General features: G+C 71.0%; 15 protein-coding genes. 11 read left to right on the top strand and 4 right to left on the bottom strand.

What is annotated here, in order from left to right; translation table 11 throughout:
* Window positions 1-99 precede the first annotated feature (99 nt).
* On the bottom strand, window positions 100-753 hold the full coding sequence (locus tag PSU4_RS20865) for an acetate uptake transporter family protein (RefSeq protein WP_147111036.1): 654 nt from the start codon (window positions 751-753) through the stop codon (window positions 100-102).
* Window positions 754-1,115: 362 nt separating this feature from the next.
* Window positions 1,116-1,793, bottom strand: coding sequence for a TetR/AcrR family transcriptional regulator (locus PSU4_RS20860; protein WP_186817092.1), 678 nt, complete (start codon window positions 1,791-1,793; stop codon window positions 1,116-1,118).
* Between the two features lie 518 nt (window positions 1,794-2,311).
* On the opposite strand from PSU4_RS20860, the gene PSU4_RS20855 reads away from it, so the two are divergent.
* The 10 genes from PSU4_RS20855 to PSU4_RS20810 all read left to right on the top strand — a co-directional run bounded on the left by PSU4_RS20855 (window position 2,312) and on the right by PSU4_RS20810 (window position 14,948).
* Window positions 2,312-4,399 (top strand): hydantoinase/oxoprolinase family protein, encoded by a 2,088-nt coding sequence (locus PSU4_RS20855; RefSeq protein ID WP_147111028.1) that lies wholly within the window; start codon window positions 2,312-2,314, stop codon window positions 4,397-4,399.
* Window positions 4,396-6,354 carry a hydantoinase B/oxoprolinase family protein gene (locus tag PSU4_RS20850; protein WP_147111025.1) on the top strand — a complete coding sequence of 653 codons (1,959 nt, stop codon included), beginning with the start codon at window positions 4,396-4,398 and terminating at the stop codon, window positions 6,352-6,354. Before PSU4_RS20855 ends, PSU4_RS20850 begins: the two co-directional genes overlap by 4 nt.
* A gap of 60 nt (window positions 6,355-6,414) precedes the next feature.
* Window positions 6,415-6,675 (top strand): hypothetical protein, encoded by a 261-nt coding sequence (locus PSU4_RS20845; protein WP_147111022.1) that lies wholly within the window; start codon window positions 6,415-6,417, stop codon window positions 6,673-6,675.
* Window positions 6,676-6,818: 143 nt separating this feature from the next.
* On the top strand, window positions 6,819-7,607 hold the full coding sequence (locus PSU4_RS20840) for an SDR family oxidoreductase (protein WP_147111019.1): 789 nt from the start codon (window positions 6,819-6,821) through the stop codon (window positions 7,605-7,607).
* A 66-nt stretch (window positions 7,608-7,673) separates the two neighbouring features.
* Window positions 7,674-8,852 (top strand): thiolase family protein, encoded by a 1,179-nt coding sequence (locus tag PSU4_RS20835; protein WP_147111016.1) that lies wholly within the window; start codon window positions 7,674-7,676, stop codon window positions 8,850-8,852.
* Between the two features lie 11 nt (window positions 8,853-8,863).
* The gene (locus PSU4_RS20830) at window positions 8,864-10,414 is read left to right on the top strand and encodes an AMP-binding protein (RefSeq protein ID WP_147111013.1); all 1,551 of its coding nucleotides are present in this window, start codon (window positions 8,864-8,866) and stop codon (window positions 10,412-10,414) included.
* Window positions 10,415-10,502: 88 nt separating this feature from the next.
* Window positions 10,503-11,669, top strand: a complete 1,167-nt coding sequence (locus tag PSU4_RS20825; RefSeq protein WP_147111010.1) for an acyl-CoA dehydrogenase family protein — start codon at window positions 10,503-10,505, stop codon at window positions 11,667-11,669.
* Between the two features lie 267 nt (window positions 11,670-11,936).
* Entirely contained in the window at window positions 11,937-12,770 is an 834-nt protein-coding gene (locus PSU4_RS20820; protein ID WP_147111007.1) for an alpha/beta fold hydrolase, read from the top strand.
* Window positions 12,771-12,820: 50 nt separating this feature from the next.
* Window positions 12,821-13,459, top strand: coding sequence for an HD domain-containing protein (locus PSU4_RS20815; protein WP_147111005.1), 639 nt, complete (start codon window positions 12,821-12,823; stop codon window positions 13,457-13,459).
* Window positions 13,460-13,478: 19 nt separating this feature from the next.
* Entirely contained in the window at window positions 13,479-14,948 is a 1,470-nt protein-coding gene (locus tag PSU4_RS20810) for a catalase (protein ID WP_147111003.1), read from the top strand.
* Window positions 14,949-15,013: 65 nt separating this feature from the next.
* Here the strand turns inward: PSU4_RS20810 and PSU4_RS20805 are convergent, their stop codons facing one another.
* Window positions 15,014-15,673 carry a response regulator gene (locus PSU4_RS20805; protein ID WP_147111001.1) on the bottom strand — a complete coding sequence of 220 codons (660 nt, stop codon included), beginning with the start codon at window positions 15,671-15,673 and terminating at the stop codon, window positions 15,014-15,016.
* Window positions 15,674-15,771: 98 nt separating this feature from the next.
* Here PSU4_RS20805 and PSU4_RS20800 point away from each other — a divergent pair, with 98 nt between their 5' ends.
* Window positions 15,772-16,152, top strand: coding sequence for a response regulator (locus PSU4_RS20800; protein WP_222596355.1), 381 nt, complete (start codon window positions 15,772-15,774; stop codon window positions 16,150-16,152).
* 8 nt (window positions 16,153-16,160) lie between these two features.
* Here PSU4_RS20800 and PSU4_RS20795 read toward each other — a convergent pair whose 3' ends face one another.
* Window positions 16,161-21,158 (bottom strand): AAA family ATPase, encoded by a 4,998-nt coding sequence (locus PSU4_RS20795; protein WP_147110999.1) that lies wholly within the window; start codon window positions 21,156-21,158, stop codon window positions 16,161-16,163.
* Window positions 21,159-21,260 lie beyond the last annotated feature (102 nt).

Here is a 21,260-nt window from a genome sequence, read left to right as displayed (position 1 = left end):
CCAACGCCTTCATGGTCTGAGGCATTCTTCTTCCTTCCTGTTACTGATCAGGGGCCGGGTTGCCGGCGGGCGCGCCGCCGGACCCGTCGGACGCTGCTGTCACCGTCGGACCGGGCGCCCCAGCGGCCGGGGCGAGCCGCCGAGCTCGCCGTCCATCCCGTCGAAGTAGAGATAGATGCCGACGATGCAGAACGCGAAGACAGCGACTCCACCCCAGGTGAGAAGCGTGGTCGAGCCACCGAGTACGCCGCCGAGGACGAGCGCGACAGCTGCGTCGACGAGAACGAACAGCAGCGTGAAGGCCAGCGGCAGGCGCAGTGTTGCGAGGGTCAGGGTCACGAACACGACCAGCCAGGCGATCAGGAACGTCGCCTGGATCGACTGGACCTGGGTCGCCGCGACGGCGGTGTCGGACGAGACGCCGAACAGATTGTTGACGAGGCCGAAGACGAGGACCCCGAAGCTCATCCAGAACGCGCCGAAGATCGCGAAGATGCTCGCGACGGCGCTCTGGCCGAGGCGGGCCGCCCACAGGGACCCGACCCAGACCCCGATCCCGTTCACGAAGAACACGGCGGCGACGAGCCCGCCTGGCAGGTCACGGGGCAGGAAGCCGAACAACCAGAGGCCGAGGGAGACACCGCCGACGAGGAACGTCGGCAGCGCGACGAGCGCTGGATTGCCCGTAGGTGTTGCGGGCGCGGACGCGGCCGGCTCGGCGGTGTGCGGCTGTGCCTCAGGATCGACGGACATGTTGGCTCCTTGGTCGGGTCGCGTCGAAGCGCATCCGGGACATTCCGACCTTCCCCGGTCGGCACACGTCGACGTGATGCAGCCAGCTGCGACGGTCTCCCGAGTCGATGAGTTGCTGTCGGAAAGACGCTAGCGGCGTCAGAAGGTGATGCGCTGTCGCGTTGTCGGACTATCGAGGCGACTGTTCTCGGAGCGTGAACGCACAGTGTCCCGTTCTCGGGACAACGTTTGCGCCCGGGCGCGGACGGGGCCGAACGGTGACGGTTCTCCGCGCGTGACCGACCGTATCCGAGCCGGCCCACAATGGCTGCGGCGACTTTGTTTCGCGGCCCGTCGGCGTGACGTGGCCCGCGGCAGCCGAGCTACGCAATAACCCGTTCGACCGGTTTGCCGGAGTCGATCTCGGTGGACGCCGCCTCGGCGGTCAGCTGCCCGTGCAGGATCATGTCGGTCAGCCGCTCCGCGAGTGCCTCGACCCCCAGGCCCCGTGCGGGATCGAACCATACGTACGTCCAGTTCAGCGCGCCGAGAATGCCGAGGACCGACACGGAGTCGGCTTCTCGGAAGACTCCCAGGTCGACGCCTTCCTGCAATACCGTCTTGAAAAGTGACTGGTGCTCGTCGCGAAGGGCGCGCAGTCGTTCGGCGCGGTCGCCGGTGAGCGCGTGCATCTCCCGCATCACAACGGTGACCTCGGCCCGCCGCGCGGCGACGGCGCTGAGGTGTTCGAAGGCGAGTCGGCGCATTTTCTCGACAGGCGGGAGGTCGCTGGCCACCACGGCGCGTCCCCGGACCAGGGCCTCCTCGACATGCCGTTTCGACAGGTCGTAGAGGAGGTTTTCCTTCGAGCCGATGTGATAGTACAGCGCACCGCGCTGCACCTCGGCAGCTTCTCCGATCCGTGCGACGCTGGTGCCGTGGAAGCCTCGTTCCGCGAAAAGCTCGGCGGCCTTTCGCAGAATGCGTTCCCGAGTGGACTCCCGAGACGAGTCGCCTGACGAATCCATCGAGATCGAGCCCTTCCTGATTGGTACGCGCATCGGGCTCCCGGCGGGGGAGCAGGCCGACAGGAGCCGAGCTCGTCGGACCGGGAATCTCACGCGGACCCGCACGCTAGCCGGTGGTGCCCGCACTACGGAAGTGGAGCGCTCTTCCCGCTCGGCGGGCCTCGGCCCCCGAGTTCCCTGCCCTCCGGCGCCCGTCGGGCGGGCCTGTCGGCGACACCGCATCGGGGGTTGTACCGATCGGTCAATACTCGTACAGTCTCGACCGTGCGCCAAGCCAGGACGGTGTGCTCCTCGGGCCTGACCTGCACGAACACGCGGTCGGGCCATGTGTGGGCATCTCGGCGAGGCCAGTAGTCGGGCGCATACCGGCACGAACAGATCGAGCAGTAGGCCTCAGCGAGGCGCCCGTGGGGCACGTCCGCGACGCGGACGCGCCTTCACTCGGCTTCACGGCACTCAGGTGCTCGGCCGGTCCTCCGGCCGGCGTCGCACGCGACTGGTGGCGTGTGTCGAGCAACGTCGCTCGTCATAGCTAAGCGAAAGGAGCTCTCGTGGCGAATTCTGACGCCACGCTGCCGTGGTGGGTCGGCGTCGACGTCGGTGGAACGTTCACCGACGTCATCGCCATGCACCGCGATACCGGCGAAACGCGCGATCACAAGGTCCTCACCACTCGCGGCCAGCTGCAGGACGGCGTGCTGGCGGCTCTGGGCGGGCTGGGGATCCCCCTCGACGAGATCGCCGAGATCGTCCACGGCCACACGTCGGGCATCAACGCGGTGCTGAGCCGACAGGGTGCTTCGGTCGCCCTGCTGGCGACCGAGGGGCACCGCGACCTTCTCGACATCGGCCGGATGGACCGCGAGTTCGGTCCGCACTTCTACGACCCGACCTGGCTGCGCCCCCACCAGGAGCGCCCCGTCGCCCGGCGACGGCACCGTTTCGGCATCCGCGAACGAATCGGATGGGACGGGACCGAGGTCGTTGCCCTGGACAAGGACCAGGTCCGTGACGTGGCCGCCCGGATCCGCGACGCCGGTATCGAATCGGTGGCCATCTGCTTCCTGAACTCCTACCTCAACCAGAGTCACGAGCAGCAGGCAGCAGAGATTCTTCGCGATGAACTGCCCGGGGTCTACATCCAGACCTCGCAGATCTATCCGGTCACCAAGGAGCACGAACGCACCGTCACGGTGGCGCTCGACGCCTATGTCGGACCGATCGTCACGACCTACCTCGACCGCCTGGAGGACGCGCTGTCCACAGCGGGCTTCCGCGGCACCCTGTGGATGATGACGATGAACGGCGGCGTCGGCTCGGTCGCCGAAACCTCCAAGGCGCCCGTGTTCCAGCTGGTGTCGGGGCCGGTCGGCGGGGTCGCGGGCTCGGTCGACCTGGCCCGGGCCTCGGGTGACCGCAACCTGCTGACCATGGACATGGGTGGCACCAGTACCGACGTCGCCGCGGTCCGCGAGGCGGCGACGCCGATGACCGACACGTGGGCGGTCGAGTTCGGCCTCACGATGACGATGCCGGTGGTCGACGTCGGGTCGGTCGGGTCGGGTGCGGGCAGCATCGTGCACATCGACTCGGTCGGCACCCTGCGCGTCGGCCCGGAGTCCGCGGGCTCGGTACCGGGGCCGGCCTCCTACGGTCGTGGCGGGGAGCGCCCGACGCTGACCGACGCCTGCGTGGTGCTCGGGATCCTGCAGCCCGACCTGTTCGCCGGCGGCGCGCTGACCCTCGACATCGAGAAGGCCCGCGCCGCGCTCAAGACCGTCGCCGACCCACTGGGGATGTCGGTCGACGAGCTCGCCGACGGCGCCTACCGGCTGGCCTGCTCCGACGTCGCCGGCTCGATCCGGTCGATCTCCACCTACCGCGGACTCGACCTGCGTGACTTCGGACTGCTGGCGTTCGGCTCGGCCGGCCCGATGATCGCCCACCAGGTCGCCCGCGAGCTCGGGGTCGACAAGGTCGTCGTCCCGCAGGCCCCGGGTGAGTTCTCGGCGTTCGGTCTGCTCACCAGCGATCTGCGGGTGACGACGGCCCGCTCACCGATGACCGTGCTGTCCACCGGGAACGGGACCGACTGGGAGGGGATGTTCACCGAGCTCGAGGACCAGGTCGCATCGAGCCTGGGCACCCAGGGAGCGGCGAAGGAGGACATCGTCTTCGAGCGGGCGATCTACGCCATGTACTCGGGCCAGACCTGGGACAACCGGCTCGACATCGCGCCGGGCGAGATCGACGACGTCCGCATCAAGCAGATGACCGGCATGGTGCACGACTTCTACCAGCAGCGCTACGGCTTCAGCGCCGAAGAGCTCCCGATCGTCGTCACCACCGTGGAGGTGACGGGGCGGGCACCACGGGCCACCCTGCCCAAGCACGTGTCGCACGCCGGCGAGGGCGACCCCGTCCTGCGGCGCACCACGGTCCGCCTCGAGGGCGTGACCTACGACAGCGCCCCCGTCTACAAGCGGGACCTGCTGCCGGTCGGCGAGGGGGTGTCGGGCCCGGCCCTGATCGTGGAGGACTACGCCACCACGGTCGTGCAGGCCGGCTCCACGGCGACGCAGGACGCGGCCGGGATTCTCCGGATCGTCACCGACGGAAAGGACGGGCACAGCGCATGACCAGCACGATCGAGTCCGCCGGTGCACGAAACGTGGCCGAGGGCGACGCGCAGCACCTGATCGACCTGGAGACCATCCGCTACGGCCTCATCGAGGTCGCCCGCGACATGCACCAGGCGCTGATGCGGTCGGCGTTCTCGCCGATCGTCCGCGACATCAACGACTGCACCGCCGCGATCCACATGCGCACCGAGAACGGCTGGGAGATGGTCGCGAGCTGGGAGGGCTGCATGCAGCACGCCTTCACCTCCCAGCACATCTGCAACTTCACGATGAACGAATGGGACGAGGAGCACCTCGACGACGGCGACGTCATCCTCGTCAACGACCCGTGGCGGGGTGCCATCCACTGCGCGGACATCAACATCCTGCGGCCGGTCCGGATCAACGGGCGCGCGGAGTTCGTGCTGCACTCCACCTCGCACGTCGTCGACCTCGGTGGTCCGATCCCGGGCGGCTTCGCCAACGGCGTCCAGACGGCCTTCGAGGAGCAGCTGCGCTTCCCGCCGACGCTGCTCTACGCCAACGACCGGCCGGTCAAGTCTGCGTTCAACTACCTGCTGGAGAACGTGCGCGTCCCCGCCTCCGTGCTCGGCGACGTCCGCGCGCTCAACGGCTGCCTGGTCATCGGTGAGCGCCGGCTGCGCGAGCTGATCGGCAAGTACGATCCCGAGCTCGTCCACAAGGGTGCCGTCTACGGCATCGAGATGACCGAGGCCGCGATGCGCGCCGGAATCCGCGAGATCCCCGACGGGGACTACACGGCCGAGGACGTCATCGACGAGGACGGCGTCACCGACGAGTCCGTGCCGCTGGTGATGACGCTGAAGAAGCGCGGCGACTCCATCGAGGTCGACTACTCCGGGACGGGCCGGCAGCCGCTGGGCAACGTCGGCACCGCGTGGTGCGAAGCGACCCGGTGCATCGAGGGCATCAAGTTCATCGTCGACCCGACCTCGGCGGTCAACAGCGGCACGCTGCGCCCGATCGAGTCGATCCTGCCCCCGGGCAGCGCGGTGTGTTCGCTGCCGCCGTCGTCGGTGTCCAACCACGTCGACATCGGCGGCCGGATCGTCAACCTCGTCGCGCAGGCGATGGGGAAGGCGATGGGGGACAAGGCCATCGGCTGCGACTCGGGCACCCTGGGCATGCTCACCCTCGGTGGTGTCGACGACCGGCCCGGCCACGTCGGCAACCCGTGGGCGTCGTTCGCGCTCGCCGGGGGCGGTTGGGGCGCGACCTGGAAGGGCGACGGCCTCACGTTCTGCACACTGGCGATCGGCAACTGCCGCACGTCGGTGCAGGAGCACGTCGAGCGGGAGTCGCCGCTGGTCGTGGTGCAGCACGAGATCATGCCCGACTCGGGTGGCGCCGGGCAGCACCGTGGCGGCAACGGCGCGGTCTACACGATCACCGCGCTGTCGGAGACCGCGATCACCGTGACCGGCGACCGCACCCGGATCGGCACGCCGGGCACCAAGGGCGGCGGGCGCGGGATGCCGTTCTACGGCTGGCTGATCCCGGACTTCGACGCGAAGGACCCGGCGAGCCTGGACGTGTTCGACCTCCGCGCGGCCGAGCCGCTGTTCGGGATGTTCGACGACAAGGGCGTCCCGACGCCCGACGGCGGTACCTTCGGCCTCGGCACGAAGTACGCCAGCGCGAAGGTCTCCGGCATCGTGCTCAAGCCGGGCCAGGCGATCCGGGTGATCATCGGCGGCGGTGGCGGCTGGGGCGACCCCCTCGCCCGGCCGACCGCCGACGTGCTCGACGACGTCCTCGACGCGATGCACACCCGCGGCTACAGCGAGAAGGCCTACGGCGTCGTCTTCTCCGACGACACGACGATCGACGAGGCGGCCACGCAGGCCCGGCGGGCCGAGCTCGCCGCCGCCCGCGAGGCCGGTCAGTGGTCGGTCCCGACCGCCTGCGCGCTGGAATGGAGGACCGCGTGATCTGTCGTACCGACCGGCCTACCGCGGCGCCGAGCCGCACCGTCCAGGAAGGAGCCCGCCATGGGCGTTGAGCGCATGCTCTTCCCCCGGCCGTCCGAGGAGCGCATCTACGTCACCCGGGTGCCGGTCGAGGCGACCTGTCCGGAGTGCGGATCCACCGCCGTGGCCCGCTACCCGGTCGCCAACTACATCGGCCCGCGCATGGTCACCAAGTGCCAGGACTGCTTCCACCACCTGGCCGTCGACGTCCCGACCGACGACGACCACTGGCCGCCGTGGCGGCCCGCCACCTGGGGCTGGTCGGGCACACGCGCCGGCTGACGCTCCCCGCGGCAGGTGCCCGGCCGGCTCCGACCCGGTCGGGCACCTCCCGCGGGACTGCGTCCCCTGTTCCCTGAATCCGATTACCCGTGGAGGCGCCTGATGAGCACGTGTACCTCGCCGGCCGGCGGGGACGGCCGACGATGAACCCGAGGCCGGCAGCACTGGTCACCGGCGGCGCCGGTGGCATCGGCCGCGAGGCGGCCCGCCGGCTCGCCGGCCACGGCCTGCACGTCGTGGTCGCCGACATCGACCGGCACGGTGCTCAGACCACCGCCGCGGAGGTCGGCGGCACCGCGATGCCGCTGGACGTCGGCGACCCGTACGCGTGGCGGAGCGTCGTCGACCACATCACGGGCAACGGCCTGGCACTGAACGCAGCGCTGTTCAACGCGGGCGTGGCCCTCGGTGAGGCCGAGGTCCTCGACCTGGACCTGGCGTCCTACCGCCGGGCCTGGTCGGTCAACGTCGACGGCGTCGTCTTCGGGCTGCGCGCGCTGGTGCCGCTGCTGGAGGCAGAGCGCGGCCACGCGGTCGTCACCGCCTCGCTCGCCGGCCTCACTGCGGTCCCGTTCGACCCCGTGTACGCGATGACCAAGCACGCGATCATCGGTCTCGTGAGGGGGTACGGCCCGACGCTCGGCAACAGAGGAGTGGGGCTGCACGCGGTGTGCCCCGGCCTGGTGGACACCGCCATGCTCGGAGCCGCCCGCGAGGAGCTCGACCGCCTGGAGTTCCCCCTGGTGCGGGTCCCCGACGTCGCGGCGGCGCTCGTCGACTGCGCGCTGGGCACCGACCCCAGCGAGGTCGTGGTCGTGCAGCCCGGGCGCGCCCCACTGCCCTACCAGTTCCCGGGAGTACCCGGGGGACGCACAGGCAAAGCGATGCCGGCGTTGCCGGACCTGCTGCCGATCGGCACCCGTCGCGACTGACCTCCGCCCCGCCCTCCCCGCTGTGCCCGGATCACAGGGGCCACCGCCCCGGAAAGGCAGAAGGCCATGAGCACCCCACGCGACGCCGTGATCGTCGACGTGCTGCGGACTCCCGTCGGCAAGGGCAAGAAGGGGGGTGCGCTCAGCCACGTCCACCCGGTGGCGCTGCTTGCGGACGTGCTCGCCGCCCTGGTCGAACGCAACGGGATCGACCCCGGCATCGTCGACGACGTCATCGGCGGATGTGTGACCAAGGCCGGTGAGCAGGCCGTCAACCCGACCCGGACCGCGGTCCTCGCGGCAGGTTTCCCGCTGACGGTGCCGGCCACCACCGTCGACCGACAATGCGGATCGAGCCAGCAGGCCGTCTCCTTCGCCGCCCACGCCATCCGGGCGGGTGCCGCGGACGTCGTCATCGCATGTGGTGTCGAGTCGATGTCGCGGGTCGCGATGCACTCCGACGCGCAGGGCGCCGACCACCTCGGCGCCCGTATCACCGAACGCTTCCCGGGCGGACTGGTCGGTCAGGGGGTATCCGCGGAGTTGATCTGTGCGCGGTGGCAGCTCGGGCGCGACGAGCTCGACGCCTACTCGGTGGCGTCCCACCAGCGGGCGGTCGCGGCGGGCGAGACGTTCACCCAGGACCTGGTCACGGTGGCGGAGGCGCCGGAGCTGCTGGTCGACGAGACCATCCGGGCGTCGACCACGGTCGAGGGCCTGGCCGGGCTGCGGCCGTCGTTCCGAGACGACGCCATGGCCGAACGGTTCCCCGAGATCGACTGGAAGATCACCCCCGGCAACTCCTCGCCGCTCACCGACGGGGCCGCGGGCGTGCTGATGATGAGCGCCGAGAAGGCGGAGCAGCTCGGGCTGACGCCCAGGGCGCGGGTGCACGAGACCGCAGTGGTGGGTGACGACCCGATCGTGATGCTGATGGGCGTCGTGCCCGCGACCCGGAAGGTGCTCGACCGGGCCGGTCTGACCGTCGACGACATCGACCTGTTCGAGGTGAACGAGGCGTTCGCCTCGGTGCCGCTGGCCTGGATGCAGGACATGAAGGTCGAGCACGACCGGCTCAACGTGCACGGCGGCGCCATCGCCCTGGGGCATCCGCTCGGCGCGAGCGGCGCCCGCATCCTCACCACCCTCGTCGGTGCGCTGGAGCACCGCGGGGCCCGGTTCGGCCTGCAGACCATGTGCGAATGGGGCGGCATGGCGAACGCGACGATCATCGAGCGGATCTGAGGTCACCTGCGATGGACACCTACACCCTCCGCGACATCCTGACCAAGACCGTCACCGACGCCGGTGCCCGTCCCGACTCGACGGCGCTGACATTCGACGGCCGGGACATGACCTTCGGTGAGCTGGACGCCCGCTCGACGGCGCTGGCCGCCGGGCTGGCCGCGGCCGGTTTCCGCAAGGGCGACCGGGTCTCGGTGATCATGTACAACCGGCTCGAGTGGATCGAGCTGTTCTTCGCGCTGGCCAAGCTCGGCGGGGTGCTCGTCCCGGTCAACTACCTGCTCGCGCCCTCGGAGATGCAGTACATCGTCGAGGACTCCGACTCCCGCTGGATCCTGGTCGAGGACGCGCTGGCCCCCGCCGTCACACCGATCGCCGACCAGCTCACCGGCCGGACGATCGTCGAGGTGGGGGAGCGCACCGGCCTGGGCACCGCCTACGAGGACCTCGTGGCCGACCCGGACACCGCAGCGTCCTTCGTGCTCCCCGACGTCCGCGCCGACGACCTGTTCCTGCTGCAGTACACCTCCGGCACCACGGGCTTCCCCAAGGGCGCCATGCACACCCACTCGACGGTGCTGTGGAACACCTACCACCAGATCGTCGACTTCGACCTGCGCAACGACGACGTCTACTACGTCGTGCCGGCGCTGTGCTGGGCCGCCGGGTTCCACGACTGCGGCCTCGCGACGCTGTGGCGGGGCGGGCGGCTGGTGATCGGGCGCAGCACCGGCTTCGACGCCGGCGTCTTCCTGGACCAGGTCGAGAAGCAGCGCGTCACCAAGGTCCTGCTGGTGCCGACCGTGCTCGCACGCGTGCTCGACCACCCGGAGTTCGACCGCTACGACACCTCGTCGCTGCGCATGGTGCTCTCCGGTGGGGAACCGGTGCCGCCGTCGTCGCTCGACGGGCTCAAGTCGAAGGTGCCCGCGTGCGACGTGCTGCAGGTGTACGGGATGAGCGAGTTCCCGACCCTCATGCTGCTCATGTCCGGCGAGGACGCCGCCACCCGGAGCGGGTCGACGGGCAAGGCGTGCTCGGCGGCCGTCATCAAGATCGTCGACGAGAACGACGTCGAGGTGCCCCCGAACACGGTCGGGCAGATCATCTGCCGCTCGCCCGCGAACATGATCGGCTACTACAACAAGCCCGATGCCACCGCGGAGACGCTCGCGAACGGGTGGCTGCACACCGGGGACCTCGCCGGTTACGACGAGGACGGCTTCGTCTACATGGCCGGCCGCGCCAAGGACATGATCATCTCCGGTGGCCTCAACGTCTACCCGGCCGAGATCGAGCGCGTTCTCGCCGCTCATCCCGACGTCCTCGAGGCTGCCGTCGTCGGCGAACCCGACGAGAAATGGGGGGAGATCGGGGTCGCACACATCGTCGTCCGCGACGACGCGCCCGCCGACCCGGCGTCGGTCGAGGAGCACCTGCGCGCGCACCTCGCCGGGTTCAAGGTGCCACGCGTCTACCGCATCACCACCGACCCGCTTCCCCGCACGACCTCGGGGAAGGTGCAGAAGCACCGCCTCCAGCAGGTGCGCCCCGGCACCTGAGCCACGGGGTGCATGTCCTGCAACGGTTTCCCGGCAGCGCCGTCCGCACGATCGACGGTGGCCGCCCCTGCACACGAGGAGAAGTTCCGTGACCGTTGGTCTGCCCGACGACGAGTACACCGCATTGCGCGACAGAGTGTTCACCACGATCTGGAAGGAGCTCGACCCGCTCGAGCACCAGATCGAGGACACCGAGACCATCCCGCTCGACATCGTCCTGCCCGCACTGAGGAACTGCGGTGCGTTCGGGCTGATCGTGCCCCGCGAGTACGGCGGGGCAGGCCTGTCCATCGCCCAGTACCTGCCGATCCTCGCGGAGTTCGCGAAGATTCAGGGCGGTATCCGGACCATCGTCCACGTGCACAACTCCTTCGCCCACGCGCTGTCCGAGATCGGGAACGAGGAGCAGAAGCGCGCGATCCTGCCCGGCGCCGCGGTCGGGGAGAAGTCCCTGGCCTTCGCCCTGACCGAACCGGGCAACGGCACCGGGATGGACCTGTCCACCCGCGCCCACCGCGACGGCGACGACTACGTCCTCAACGGCCGCAAATGGCTGATCACCAACTCCGACATCGCGTCGCACTTCCTCGTGCTCGCCAAGACCGCCGACCGTGAGGTGTCGGCGATCATCGTTCCCCGGGAAACTCCCGGTTTCACGATCGCGGCGCTGCCGGAGACGATGGGGTGCAAGGGCGCCGAACACGGCGAGCTCACCTTCACCGACGTCCGCGTCCCCGCGACGAACCTCGTGGGTGCCGAGGGTGAGGGGATCGCCCACCTCGAACGTGCCCTCGAGATCAGCCGGGTCTTCATCGCGGCGTCCTCGTTGGGCACCGCAAGTCGCGCGCTGGAACTGTCCCTCGCGTTCTCCCAGGAGCGGGTGACCTTCGGCAAACCGATCGCGCAACGGCAGGCGATCCAGCGCTACCTCGCGGAGATGGCGGTGGACGTCTACGCATTGCGCGGCATGCTCGCCGACGTGGCCGCGAAATGGGACCGCGACCAGCGGATACCGGCCGAGTCGAGTCTGCTCAAGCAGTTCGGCCTCGAAGCGGTCGGGCGGGTCACCGACCGGGCATTGCTGGTCCATGGCGGAATCGGCTACACCCGCAAGTACCCGATCGAGCGGCTCTACCGGGATGCCCGGCTGAACTGGCTGGAGGAGGGTCCGCCGACCGTCCAGTACCTCGTGGCGGCCCGCGAGCTCCTGGGTGGTTACCAGTTCGACGACGCGTTCGACAGTCCGGCACGGTAGCGGGCCACGAGCCCTGCCGACGGCCGCCGACCCACAGGGTCGGCGGCCGTCTGCGTTCCGCACCGCCGGCCGGACACGATCCGTCGGACCCGCATCCCGGCCAGTAGGTAATGGACGGCCCGGCTCGCCACCATCGAGGATTGCCGCTCGCCGGGCGGTCGCGGTGCCCGAGGTCCAGCACACTCGACCTCACCGAGCGGCTCCGATGTCGTCTCCGCGGCACAGCTTTGCACGGGGAGCCCTCAACCCGATCAAGAGGAGTACCTCATGACCCTGCTCACCGTCGGCCAGGAGAACGACGCCGACATCCAGATCTACTTCGAGGACCACGGCAGCGGGCAGCCCGTGGTCCTGATCCACGGCTACCCGCTCAACGGCGCGTCCTGGGAGAAGCAGCAGCGCGCCCTGCTCTCGGCCGGATACCGCGTCATCACCTACGACCGGCGCGGCTTCGGCAAGTCGAGCCAGCCCACCGTCGGCTACGACTACGACACCTTCGCCGCCGACCTGAAGACCCTGCTCGACCACCTCGACCTGGACGACCTCGTCCTCGTCGGATTCTCGATGGGCACCGGCGAGGTGACCCGCTACCTGTCCACCTACGGCTCGGCCCGGGTCCGCAAGGCGGTCCTCCTGGGGGCGATCCCCCCGTTCCTGCTGAAGACGGACGACAACCCCGAGGGTGTCGACCAGCAGGTCTTCGACGACATCAAGGCGGCCGTCGTGGCCGACCGCCCCGCGTACCTGAAGGACTTCCTCGACAACTTCTACAACGTCGACGTCCTCGGCGGGACCCTGATCAGCGAGCAGGCCTGGCAGAACAGCTTCGTCACCGCCATCGGCGCGTCGTCGTTCGCGGCCGAGGCCTGCGTCGACACCTGGCTCACCGACTTCCGCGACGACCTGCCGAACATCGACGTCCCGACCCTGCTCGTGCACGGCGACGCCGACCGCATCCTGCCCCACGCGGCCACCGCCGCCCGGCTGCCCGGACTGATCAAGGACCTCACCTCCGTGACGGTCGAGGGCGGTCCGCACAACATCGCCTGGACCCACCCGGAGATCGTCAACAAGGCCCTCCTGGACTTCCTCGCGACCTGATGTCGACGGCGAGTGCACGCCCCCCGGGCCCAGCCGCTGAAGGAGCAGACATGCCCGAGACCATCGCAGGTATCAGTATTCCCGACACCGCCCTCGCCCGCGAGGCCACCGCGCTCGTGCGTGGGGTCGAGGACGACACCCTCTTCGACCACTCCAGGCGCGTCTACCTCTGGGGGTCGCTCAAGGCCGCGGCGCGCGGCCTCGACGTCGATCCCGAACTGGCCTACGTGGGCGGGTTGTTCCACGACCTCGGGCTGACGTCGGCCTACGCGAGCAAGGACCGGCGTTTCGAGATCGACGGCGCCGACGCCGCGCGCAGCTTCCTGCGCGACCACGGCCGCTCCGAGACCGAGGCCGGAAACGTGTGGCTGGGGATCGCGCTGCACACCACCCCGGAGGTCCCGCTGCACCTGGCGCCGGAGGTCGCGGTCGTCACGCTCGGGGTGGAGACCGACGTACTGGGCCTCGACCTCGACGAGATCACCCCCGAGCAGCGCGCCGAGGTCGTCGCCGCGCACCCCCGGCCGGACTTCAAGAACCGCATCCTGCAGGCGTTCAACGACGCGATGGCCGACCGGCCCGACACCACCTTCGGCACCATGAACGACGACGTCCTCGCCCGCTTCGACCCGTCGTTCGTCCGCAAGGACTTCGTCGACATCATCCAGAACAACTCCTGGCCGGAGTAGACGAGGTACAGGAGAGAACATGACATTCACCGACAACACGAAGCCGCTGACCACGGCGGCCGGCGCCCCCGTCGTCGACAACCAGAACAGCATGACCGCCGGCGCGCGTGGCCCGGTGCTGCTGCAGGACCTCTGGCTGATCGAGAAGATCGCGCACTTCGACCGCGAGGTCATCCCGGAACGCCGGATGCACGCGAAGGGTGCGGGCGCGTTCGGCACGTTCCGGGTCACCCACGACATCTCACACTTCACGAGGGCGGCGCTGTTCGGCGCCGTCGGCAACGAATGCGCGATGTTCGCCCGCTTCTCCACCGTCGCCGGCGAGCGGGGCGCCGCCGACGCCGAGCGCGACATCCGCGGCTTCGCCGTGCGTTTCTACACCGAGGAGGGGAACTGGGACGTCGTCGGCAACAACACCCCGGTCTTCTTCCACCGCGACCCGTTGAAGTTCCCCGACCTCAACCGGGCGGTGAAGCGGGACCCGCGCACCAACCTGCGCAACCCGGAGAACAACTGGGGCTACTGGACCAACCTGCCCGAGGCCCTGCACCAGGTCACCATCGTCATGAGCGACCGTGGCATCCCCCGGTCCTACCGGCACATGCACGGATTCGGCTCCCACACGTTCAGCCTCATCAACGCGGCGGGCGAGCGGCACTGGGTCAAGTTCCACTTCCGGACGCGCCAGGGCATCCAGAACCTGACCGACGCCGAGGCCGCCGCCGTCATCGCCGAGGACCGTGAGTCGCACGGGCGGGACCTGTTCGAGGCGATCGAGCGGGGCGAGCATCCGAGGTGGACCCTGTTCGTGCAGATCATGCCGGAGGCGGATGCGGCCACCTACCGCTTCCATCCCTTCGACCTGACCAAGGTGTGGAGCAAGAAGGACTACCCGCTCATCGAGGTGGGGGAGTTCGAGCTCAACCGCAATCCCGACAACTACTTCGCGGACGTCGAGCAGGCCGCCTTCACCCCGGCGAACCTCGTCCCGGGCATCTCCGTCAGCCCGGACAGGATGTTGCAGGGCCGGCTCTTCTCATACGGCGACGCGGCCAGATACCGGGTCGGGGTCAACCACCACCAGATTCCGGTCAACCACCCCCACGCCGCCACGGGACTCAACACCTACCACCGTGACGGGGCGATGCGCGTCGACGGGAACCAGGGCGGCGTGCCCGGGGTCGAGCCCAACAACTTCGGCCGCTGGTCCGAGCAGCCTTCCTACGCCGAGCCGGGCACGGGGCTCGGCCCGGTGACCGCCGACCACTTCGACTTCCGCGAGGACGACGACGACTACTACACCCAGACCCGGGACCTGTTCCGGCTGATGACGGCCGAGCAGCAGGACGCGCTGTTCTTCAACACCGCGCGTGCCATCAGGGGTGCCCGCGCCTCGACCGTGGAGCGGCACATCGAGAACTGCAGCCTGGCGGACCCGTCCTACGGGGAGGGCGTGCGCAAGGCGTGCGAGGCCGTCGGCGCGCTCTAGGAGCGCCGCGTCGTCGCTCCACCGTCGGGGGGTGGGTCGGCGACGCGGCGGCCGTCGTCGTCAGGTCAATGGTTGTCGAGGAAGGTGAGCACCGCCAGCACACGGCGGTGGCTCTGCGCGACCTCGGCGATGCCGAGCTTGGTCAGGATGCTGCGGACGTGCTTCTCGACCGTGCCCTCGGCGACCCACAGCCGGTTCGCGATACCGACGTTGGACAGGCCCTCGGCCATGAGTGCGAGCACCTCGCGCTCGCGCGGCGAGAGGGCCTGCAACGGGTTGTCCACCCGGCGGGCGGCGAGCAGCTCCTGCACGAGCGCGGGGTCGACGACCGTGCCGCCCTTGACGATGCGGTCCACCGTGGCCAGGAAGTCGCCGACGTCGCTGATCCTGTCCTTGAGCAGGTAGCCGGTGCGCTGCCCGCTGCGCAGCAGCTCGGTGGCCTGCTCGACCTCGGCGTGCGCGGACAGCACGAGGATCGCGGTCCCGGGCAGCTCCTGGCGGATCGCGCGGGCCGCGTCGAGCCCCTCGGTGGTGTGAGTGGGCGGCATCCGGATGTCGACGATCACCAGATCGGGGCACAGGCGCCCGACATGGGACATGAGCTCGGTGGAGGTCCCGTAGTGCCCGGCGACCTCGAACCCGGCGTCGGTCAGCAACCGGGACAGTCCCTCGCGCAGCAGCACGTCGTCCTCGGCGATGACGACACGGGTACGGCTATCTCCCATGTCCGGATTATCGACCCCCCGCCGAACGTGGCGGGAAGCGCATGGGGATGGCGGCTAGCTGCAATGGCCGCCTGCATCGGCGGCCCTAGGCTTTCGTCGTGGCTCTGCGGTGCGTGATCGTCGACGACAGCCCGGACTTCCTCCGGTCCGCGCGGGCTCTCCTCGAGCAGGAGGGGCTGCGCGTCGTCGGCGTCGCCTCGACGAGCGAGGCCGCTTTCCAGCACCTCGCCGAGCTGCGCCCCGACGTGACACTGGTCGACGTCGACCTCGGCGCGATCAGCGGCTTCGAGCTGGCGCGACGCCTGACTGCCGCCCCGGACGTCGACCCGGGCCACCTGATCCTGATCTCGGTCCACGCCGAGGACGACCTCGTCGAGCTGCTCGAGGCGAGCCCGGCGATCGGGTTCCTCGGCAAGTCGACGCTGTCGGGGGCCGCGGTCGAGGCGTTGGTACGCGCGGCCGGCGACGCGGGGCGGTGAGCCCGCCGTCAGCCGGCAGCCGTCGCCGTGGACGGTAGGGGGAGCTCGGCCTGGATCACGGTGCCGGCACCGGGTGCGGAACGCACCAGGAGCCGGCCGCCGAGCGCCTCGACACGGTCCTTGAGCCCGAGGAGTCCGGACCCGCCGCCCAGGTGGGCGCCGCCACGGCCGTCGTCGCGCACCGCGACGCACACCACGGCGCCCGCAGCGCCGGTGCCGACCTCGACCGTGACGGTGACGACCGAGGCGTCGGCGTGCTTGGCGGCGTTCGTCAGCGCCTCGGCGACGACGTAGTAGGCCGCGGTCTCGATCGGGTCGGGCAGCCGTCGGCCCGCCGGGACCTCGACCTGCACCGGTACGGGGGAGCGGCGGGCGAGCGCGTTGAGGGCGGACCGCAGGCCGCCCTCGGCGAGCGTCGGTGGATGGATGCCGCGGGCGAGCTCACGAAGCTCGGTCATCGCCGTCGTGGCCTCGGCCACCAGCGCGTCGAGCTCCTCGTGCAACGTTGCGGACCCGGCAGCTGCGCTGGCCTGGGCCATCCTCGCGCGCATGGCGAGGGTGACGAGGCGCTGCTGGGCCCCGTCGTGCAGGTCGCGCTCGATGCGCCGCCGCGCCTGGTCGGCCGCGGTGACGATCCGTGCCCGCGAGGCGGTGAGGTCCGTGTAGAGCTGGGCGTTGTCGAGCGAGACCGCGAGCTGGGCGGCGATGAGCCGGACGGCGCCGAGCCGCTGCGCGGTGAACGCTGCGCGGATCAGGCAGTTCTCCAACAGCAGCACCGCCTGCAGCGCTCCCCGGCTGAGGATGGGCACCGCCAGCAGCGAGCAGGCGTCGAGGCCGGTGAGGTAGGGATCGCGGGCGAACCGGTCGTCGCGTGTCGCGTCGTCGACGACCAGCGTCTCGCCGGTCCGCTGGACGTAGCGCAACACCGTCAGCGGCGCGGCGGTCTCGTCCACGGTGCGGGCGGGTGCGCCCCCGCCGGCCCCCGGCCGGGACCGCGGCGACCGCCAGCCGAGGTGGTCGTCGTCCCACAGCAGCAGGTGCACGCCGGTGGCCCCGGTCATCGCGCTGAGCACGGCGACCACACGGGCGTGCAGGCGTTCGATGCCGGTCTCGGAGCTGAGGGCGTGCGTCGCGGACAGGATGCCGAGCAGGTCGATCGTGCCGCTCGTGACCGCGGGCCGTCCCGCCAGGTGCTGCTCGGCGACCGAGACCCCGTCGGGGGGTGCCACGGGCTGCAGGGCCGGGTGGGCCCAGTCGAGCTGCGCCACCTTCGCGGTGGCGCCCCACGCGGCGTAGTGGTGACGCGCCTCGGCGAGCAGGTCGCGCCCGGCCTGGTCGAGGCCGTGCGCGAGATGGAACCGGGCGGCGCGCTCGGTGATCAGGGCTCGATGCCAGGGACGCCGTCCGTGGGCGACCTCCTGCCGGGCGGCGTCGAACGTCTGCGCCGCCGCGCGGAAGTCACCGACGGCCCAGGCGCGCTCGGCGTCGAGCAACCGCGCCAGGTGCAGGAAGTTCTCGGGAGCCCCGGCCGCGCTGTCGGCCAGCCACCCGGAGACCTCGTCGAGCTCGCGGAGCGGGCTGTCGCGCGCGCCGTCGTCGGCACCGCGCGCCTGCTCGGCGAGGGCGAGCCCGCGCAGCAGCCGGGCCAGCGCGGTCGGGTAGAGCCCCGATGCCGCGGGGAGCAGCGGCATCGCCGCCGCGGAGTGGTGGTCGAGCCCAGCCGTGTCGCCGAAGACGGCGGCGACGATCGAGCGCGCGATGTGGTCGAAGAGCATGGCCGCGGGACTGTCGGTGGGCGCCACGGGGCGGGCCGGCGCCTCGGCGGCGGCCGGATCCTCACCCCGGAGCGCGGCCGCCACCCACCGGTAGCTGTCGAACCACTGCGAGGTGGTCTCGTTCCCGGTGCGCCGGCTGAACGCGAGCGCCGACTGCACCTCGTCGACGTAGTCGACCAGGCTGGGGGAGCAGTCCAGAAGGCCGGCGACGGCCGGGTGGTAGGCGTACGCGGCGTAGGCCAGGTCGCCACGCGCGACCAGACCGGCCCTGGCGTGCCGGGCCAGCTGGACCGCGTTCTCCAGCGGCTCGAACCAGCACACGACGACGCTCGCGTAGAGCGCCCGCAGCACCGAGGTCTCGGGCTCGTAGCCGCGGGCCTCGCTCAGGGCCAGGAGCCGGCGGGTCGCGCGGTACAGGGCATCGCGGTCCTCCGCCTGCGACATCGTCGAGGCATTGACCGCGATCCGGGCGGCCGCGATCAACGGTCGGGCGGGCCCGTGTTCGTGCAGAATCCGGGGCGCCTCGAGGCTCAACCAGCTGTAGAGCGCCGGATCGGGGACGAAGTACACCGCCGGGAGGATCGCGTGGATCAGCTCCAGCGCGGCGAGCAGCCGCGGGTCGCTGATCTCCGGACGGCGCAGCTCGTCGGCCGGGTCGCTGCCGAGCCACCGGTACAGGTGGCGCATCTGTCGCGCCACCTCGTCGGGGGTCCGGTCGGCCGGTACGTCGATGCCGAGCTCGCGCAGCACGTCGACGGCCAGGTCGAGAGCTTCGGTGACCTGGCCGCGGTGGGTCAGGGTGCGTACCTGCACGGCGACCGCGGACGCGTGCGCGACGGCGTCGGGGCGCAGCTCCTCCACGGCCCGGTACTGCTCGTCGGCCTCCTCCAGGCGTCCCAGGCTGTACAGGGCGGTCAGCCGGTCGCGGTGCAGCTCGACACGCAGGGCGGCGTCGGCGGGGTCGGCCAGCTGCAGCGCGCCCGCCGACAGGGTGTCCATCACCGCGTGGTCGGCGACGCGGCCTGCCTCCCCGGCGGCGCGCCGCAGCAGCGCGACGACACCGTCGCGCTCGGCGGGACCGTCGAGGAGGTCCGGTGCGCCGGCCACCGCCAGGAACTGCTCGGCGGCGATCCCGACGAAGTCGGGGTGCGCGGCCAGCCGCCGGGCCATGGCGAGCTGCAGGGGACGACGGCGCGCGTCGGCGAGCTCCAGCAGGATGGCCTCACGGATCCGGTCGTGACGGAACCGCACCGCGGGGTGGCCCCCGGGCTCGAGCACCAGGACACCTTCGACGAGGGCCGGGGCGAGGGTACGCTCCAGCGCCTCCGGCGACCGGCCGGTCGCGGCCTGCAGGACGTCGGTCTCCACGCGGCCGCCCAGGCACGCCATCGCCGCCATCGCGCGCCGCGTTGCCGGCGGTGTCGCGGTGACGCGCGCGACCAGCAGCTCGTCGACCGCGGTCCGGCTCAGCCGGGCACGCACGGCCGCGGTGTCCCACACCCACCCCGTGGACGTCGCGACGAGCAGGCCGTCGCGGCGCAGCGCACCCAGCAGCTCGACGGTCACGTACGGGTTGCCGGCGGTGTGCGGGTACAGCTCGTCGGTGAGCTCGGCCGCGTGTCCCCGGGGCATCCGCAGCAGGTCGGCGACCATCGAGACCAGGCCGGTGACGGGCAGGTCAGCCAGCGCCACATGGCGGACGCCGACCCGTTCCCGCCACCGCGGCAGGTGCGTGGCGAACGGTTCGGCCTCGCCCGCGTCGGGGTCGCGATGGGCGCACACCAGCAGCAGGCCCTCGACCGGCTCCTCGTCGAGGAGCATCTCGACGAACCCGAGCGGCGTGCGGCCCGCCCACTGCACGTCGTCGACGAACATCACCAACGGGCGCTGCCGGGACGCGATCGCCCGCAGGATCTGCACGCCGTTGCGCTGCCCCCGCAGCTGCGCGGTCAGCGGGTCGCCGGGTTCTGCCGCGACGCCCAGCAACACGGCGAACTCCGGGACCACGGCGGCCATCAGGCCGGCGTTCGGTCCGAGCGCTGCCAGAATCCGTTCCCGCACCGCCACGAGCTCGTCCTCGGGTTCGGCGAGCAGCATCCGGCCCATCGCCCGGAACGCCTGGTGGACGCCGCTGGAGGCCAGGTCGCGTCGGTACTGGTCGAACTTGCCGGCCACGAACCAGCCGCCCTCGCGCGCCACCAGGGGCCGCAGCTCGTCGGCCAACGCGGTCTTCCCGACCCCCGGCGCGCCGCTGACCAGGACCGTGCGGCAGCCGCCGACGAGTGCGTCCTCGAACGCGGACCGCAACGACCCGATCTCCGCGTCACGGCCCGCCAGCCGTGACGGCGGCAGCAGCCGCAGCGGGACGTCGTTCTCGCCCACGCGGAACGGGCCCGTCGAACCCGCCCGCCGGCCGTCCCGGACCTGTTCCAGGTCGTGGACCAGGCCCTCGGCCGTCTGGTAGCGGCTGTCGGGCTCCTTCTCCAGCAACCGCGCGATGATGTCGGACAGGGCGGCCGGGAGTCGTGGGTTCAGCTGCCCGGCGGGGTCGGGCACCCGCGCCAGATGATCGTGCACGAGCTGCAGCGGATCGCCGTCACCGAACGGTGGCGAGCCCGTGGCGAGCTCGTAGATCGTGGCGCCCAACGCATACAGGTCGGCCCGCTGGTCCACCGCCCGGCCCGTGCGCCCGGTCCGTTCAGGAGCGAGATAGGCGAGGGTGCCCGCGATCCCGCTGCCGCGCGTCGTCCCCCCGAACTCCGGACGGACCTCGGCGAACGTCGTCGCGAGCGCGAAGTCCACGAGGACGGGAGCGCCGTCCGGCCCGACGACGATGTTCGCGGGTGTGATGTCGCAGTGCATCACGCCGCGGCGGTGCATCCCGCCCACCGCCCGGGCCAGGCGGACCGCGAGCGGGAGCAGGACGTCGAGCTCCAGGGGCGTCGGCCGGCTCGCCAGGCTCGGGCCACCCACGTCCTCGAGGACGATCGACCCCGGATGCCGAGGGGTGTCGAGGAGCTGCACGATCCCGGGGACGCCGCGCAGCCGGCCCAACACCTCGATCTCGTGGCGCAGGCGCTGCGGCGCACCGGGACCGAGCGGCTCCTTGCGGACGACGGTGCGGCGGCCCGCGACGAGCCGGACGACGCGCGAACGTTCCCCGTCGCGCAGCAGCTCGGTGCCGGGGAGCGGGGCCGAGCCGGTACCCGGTGGCGTGACGCTCGAACCCATGGCCCCGATTCTTTCACCGCGAACCACCCGGGGAACGCGCACGTGCCTCACCGGACACGACAGCCTGCGGTTCCGGGCGGCCGGTAGCCCCGGTGGGGGCTG

Origin of the sequence: Pseudonocardia sulfidoxydans NBRC 16205, assembly GCF_007989085.1 — a bacterium.
Classification (GTDB): Bacteria; Actinomycetota; Actinomycetes; order Mycobacteriales; family Pseudonocardiaceae; genus Pseudonocardia; species Pseudonocardia sulfidoxydans.
The sequence above is the reverse complement of the archived record's forward strand: the minus strand, read 5'-3'. Positions and strand labels throughout refer to the sequence as shown.

Excerpts from the sequence above, each read along its gene's own strand:
- PSU4_RS20865 (WP_147111036.1), bottom strand. The coding sequence starts at position 753 with ATGTCCGTCGATCCTGAGGCACAGCCGCACACCGCCGAGCCGGCCGCG.
- PSU4_RS20860 (WP_186817092.1), bottom strand. The coding sequence starts at position 1,793 with ATGCGCGTACCAATCAGGAAGGGCTCGATCTCGATGGATTCGTCAGGC.
- PSU4_RS20850 (WP_147111025.1), top strand. The coding sequence starts at position 4,396 with ATGACCAGCACGATCGAGTCCGCCGGTGCACGAAACGTGGCCGAGGGC.
- PSU4_RS20845 (WP_147111022.1), top strand. The coding sequence starts at position 6,415 with ATGGGCGTTGAGCGCATGCTCTTCCCCCGGCCGTCCGAGGAGCGCATC.
- PSU4_RS20840 (WP_147111019.1), top strand. The coding sequence starts at position 6,819 with ATGAACCCGAGGCCGGCAGCACTGGTCACCGGCGGCGCCGGTGGCATC.
- PSU4_RS20835 (WP_147111016.1), top strand. The coding sequence starts at position 7,674 with ATGAGCACCCCACGCGACGCCGTGATCGTCGACGTGCTGCGGACTCCC.
- PSU4_RS20830 (WP_147111013.1), top strand. The coding sequence starts at position 8,864 with ATGGACACCTACACCCTCCGCGACATCCTGACCAAGACCGTCACCGAC.
- PSU4_RS20820 (WP_147111007.1), top strand. The coding sequence starts at position 11,937 with ATGACCCTGCTCACCGTCGGCCAGGAGAACGACGCCGACATCCAGATC.
- PSU4_RS20815 (WP_147111005.1), top strand. The coding sequence starts at position 12,821 with ATGCCCGAGACCATCGCAGGTATCAGTATTCCCGACACCGCCCTCGCC.
- PSU4_RS20810 (WP_147111003.1), top strand. The coding sequence starts at position 13,479 with ATGACATTCACCGACAACACGAAGCCGCTGACCACGGCGGCCGGCGCC.
- PSU4_RS20805 (WP_147111001.1), bottom strand. The coding sequence starts at position 15,673 with ATGGGAGATAGCCGTACCCGTGTCGTCATCGCCGAGGACGACGTGCTG.
- PSU4_RS20795 (WP_147110999.1), bottom strand. The coding sequence starts at position 21,158 with ATGGGTTCGAGCGTCACGCCACCGGGTACCGGCTCGGCCCCGCTCCCC.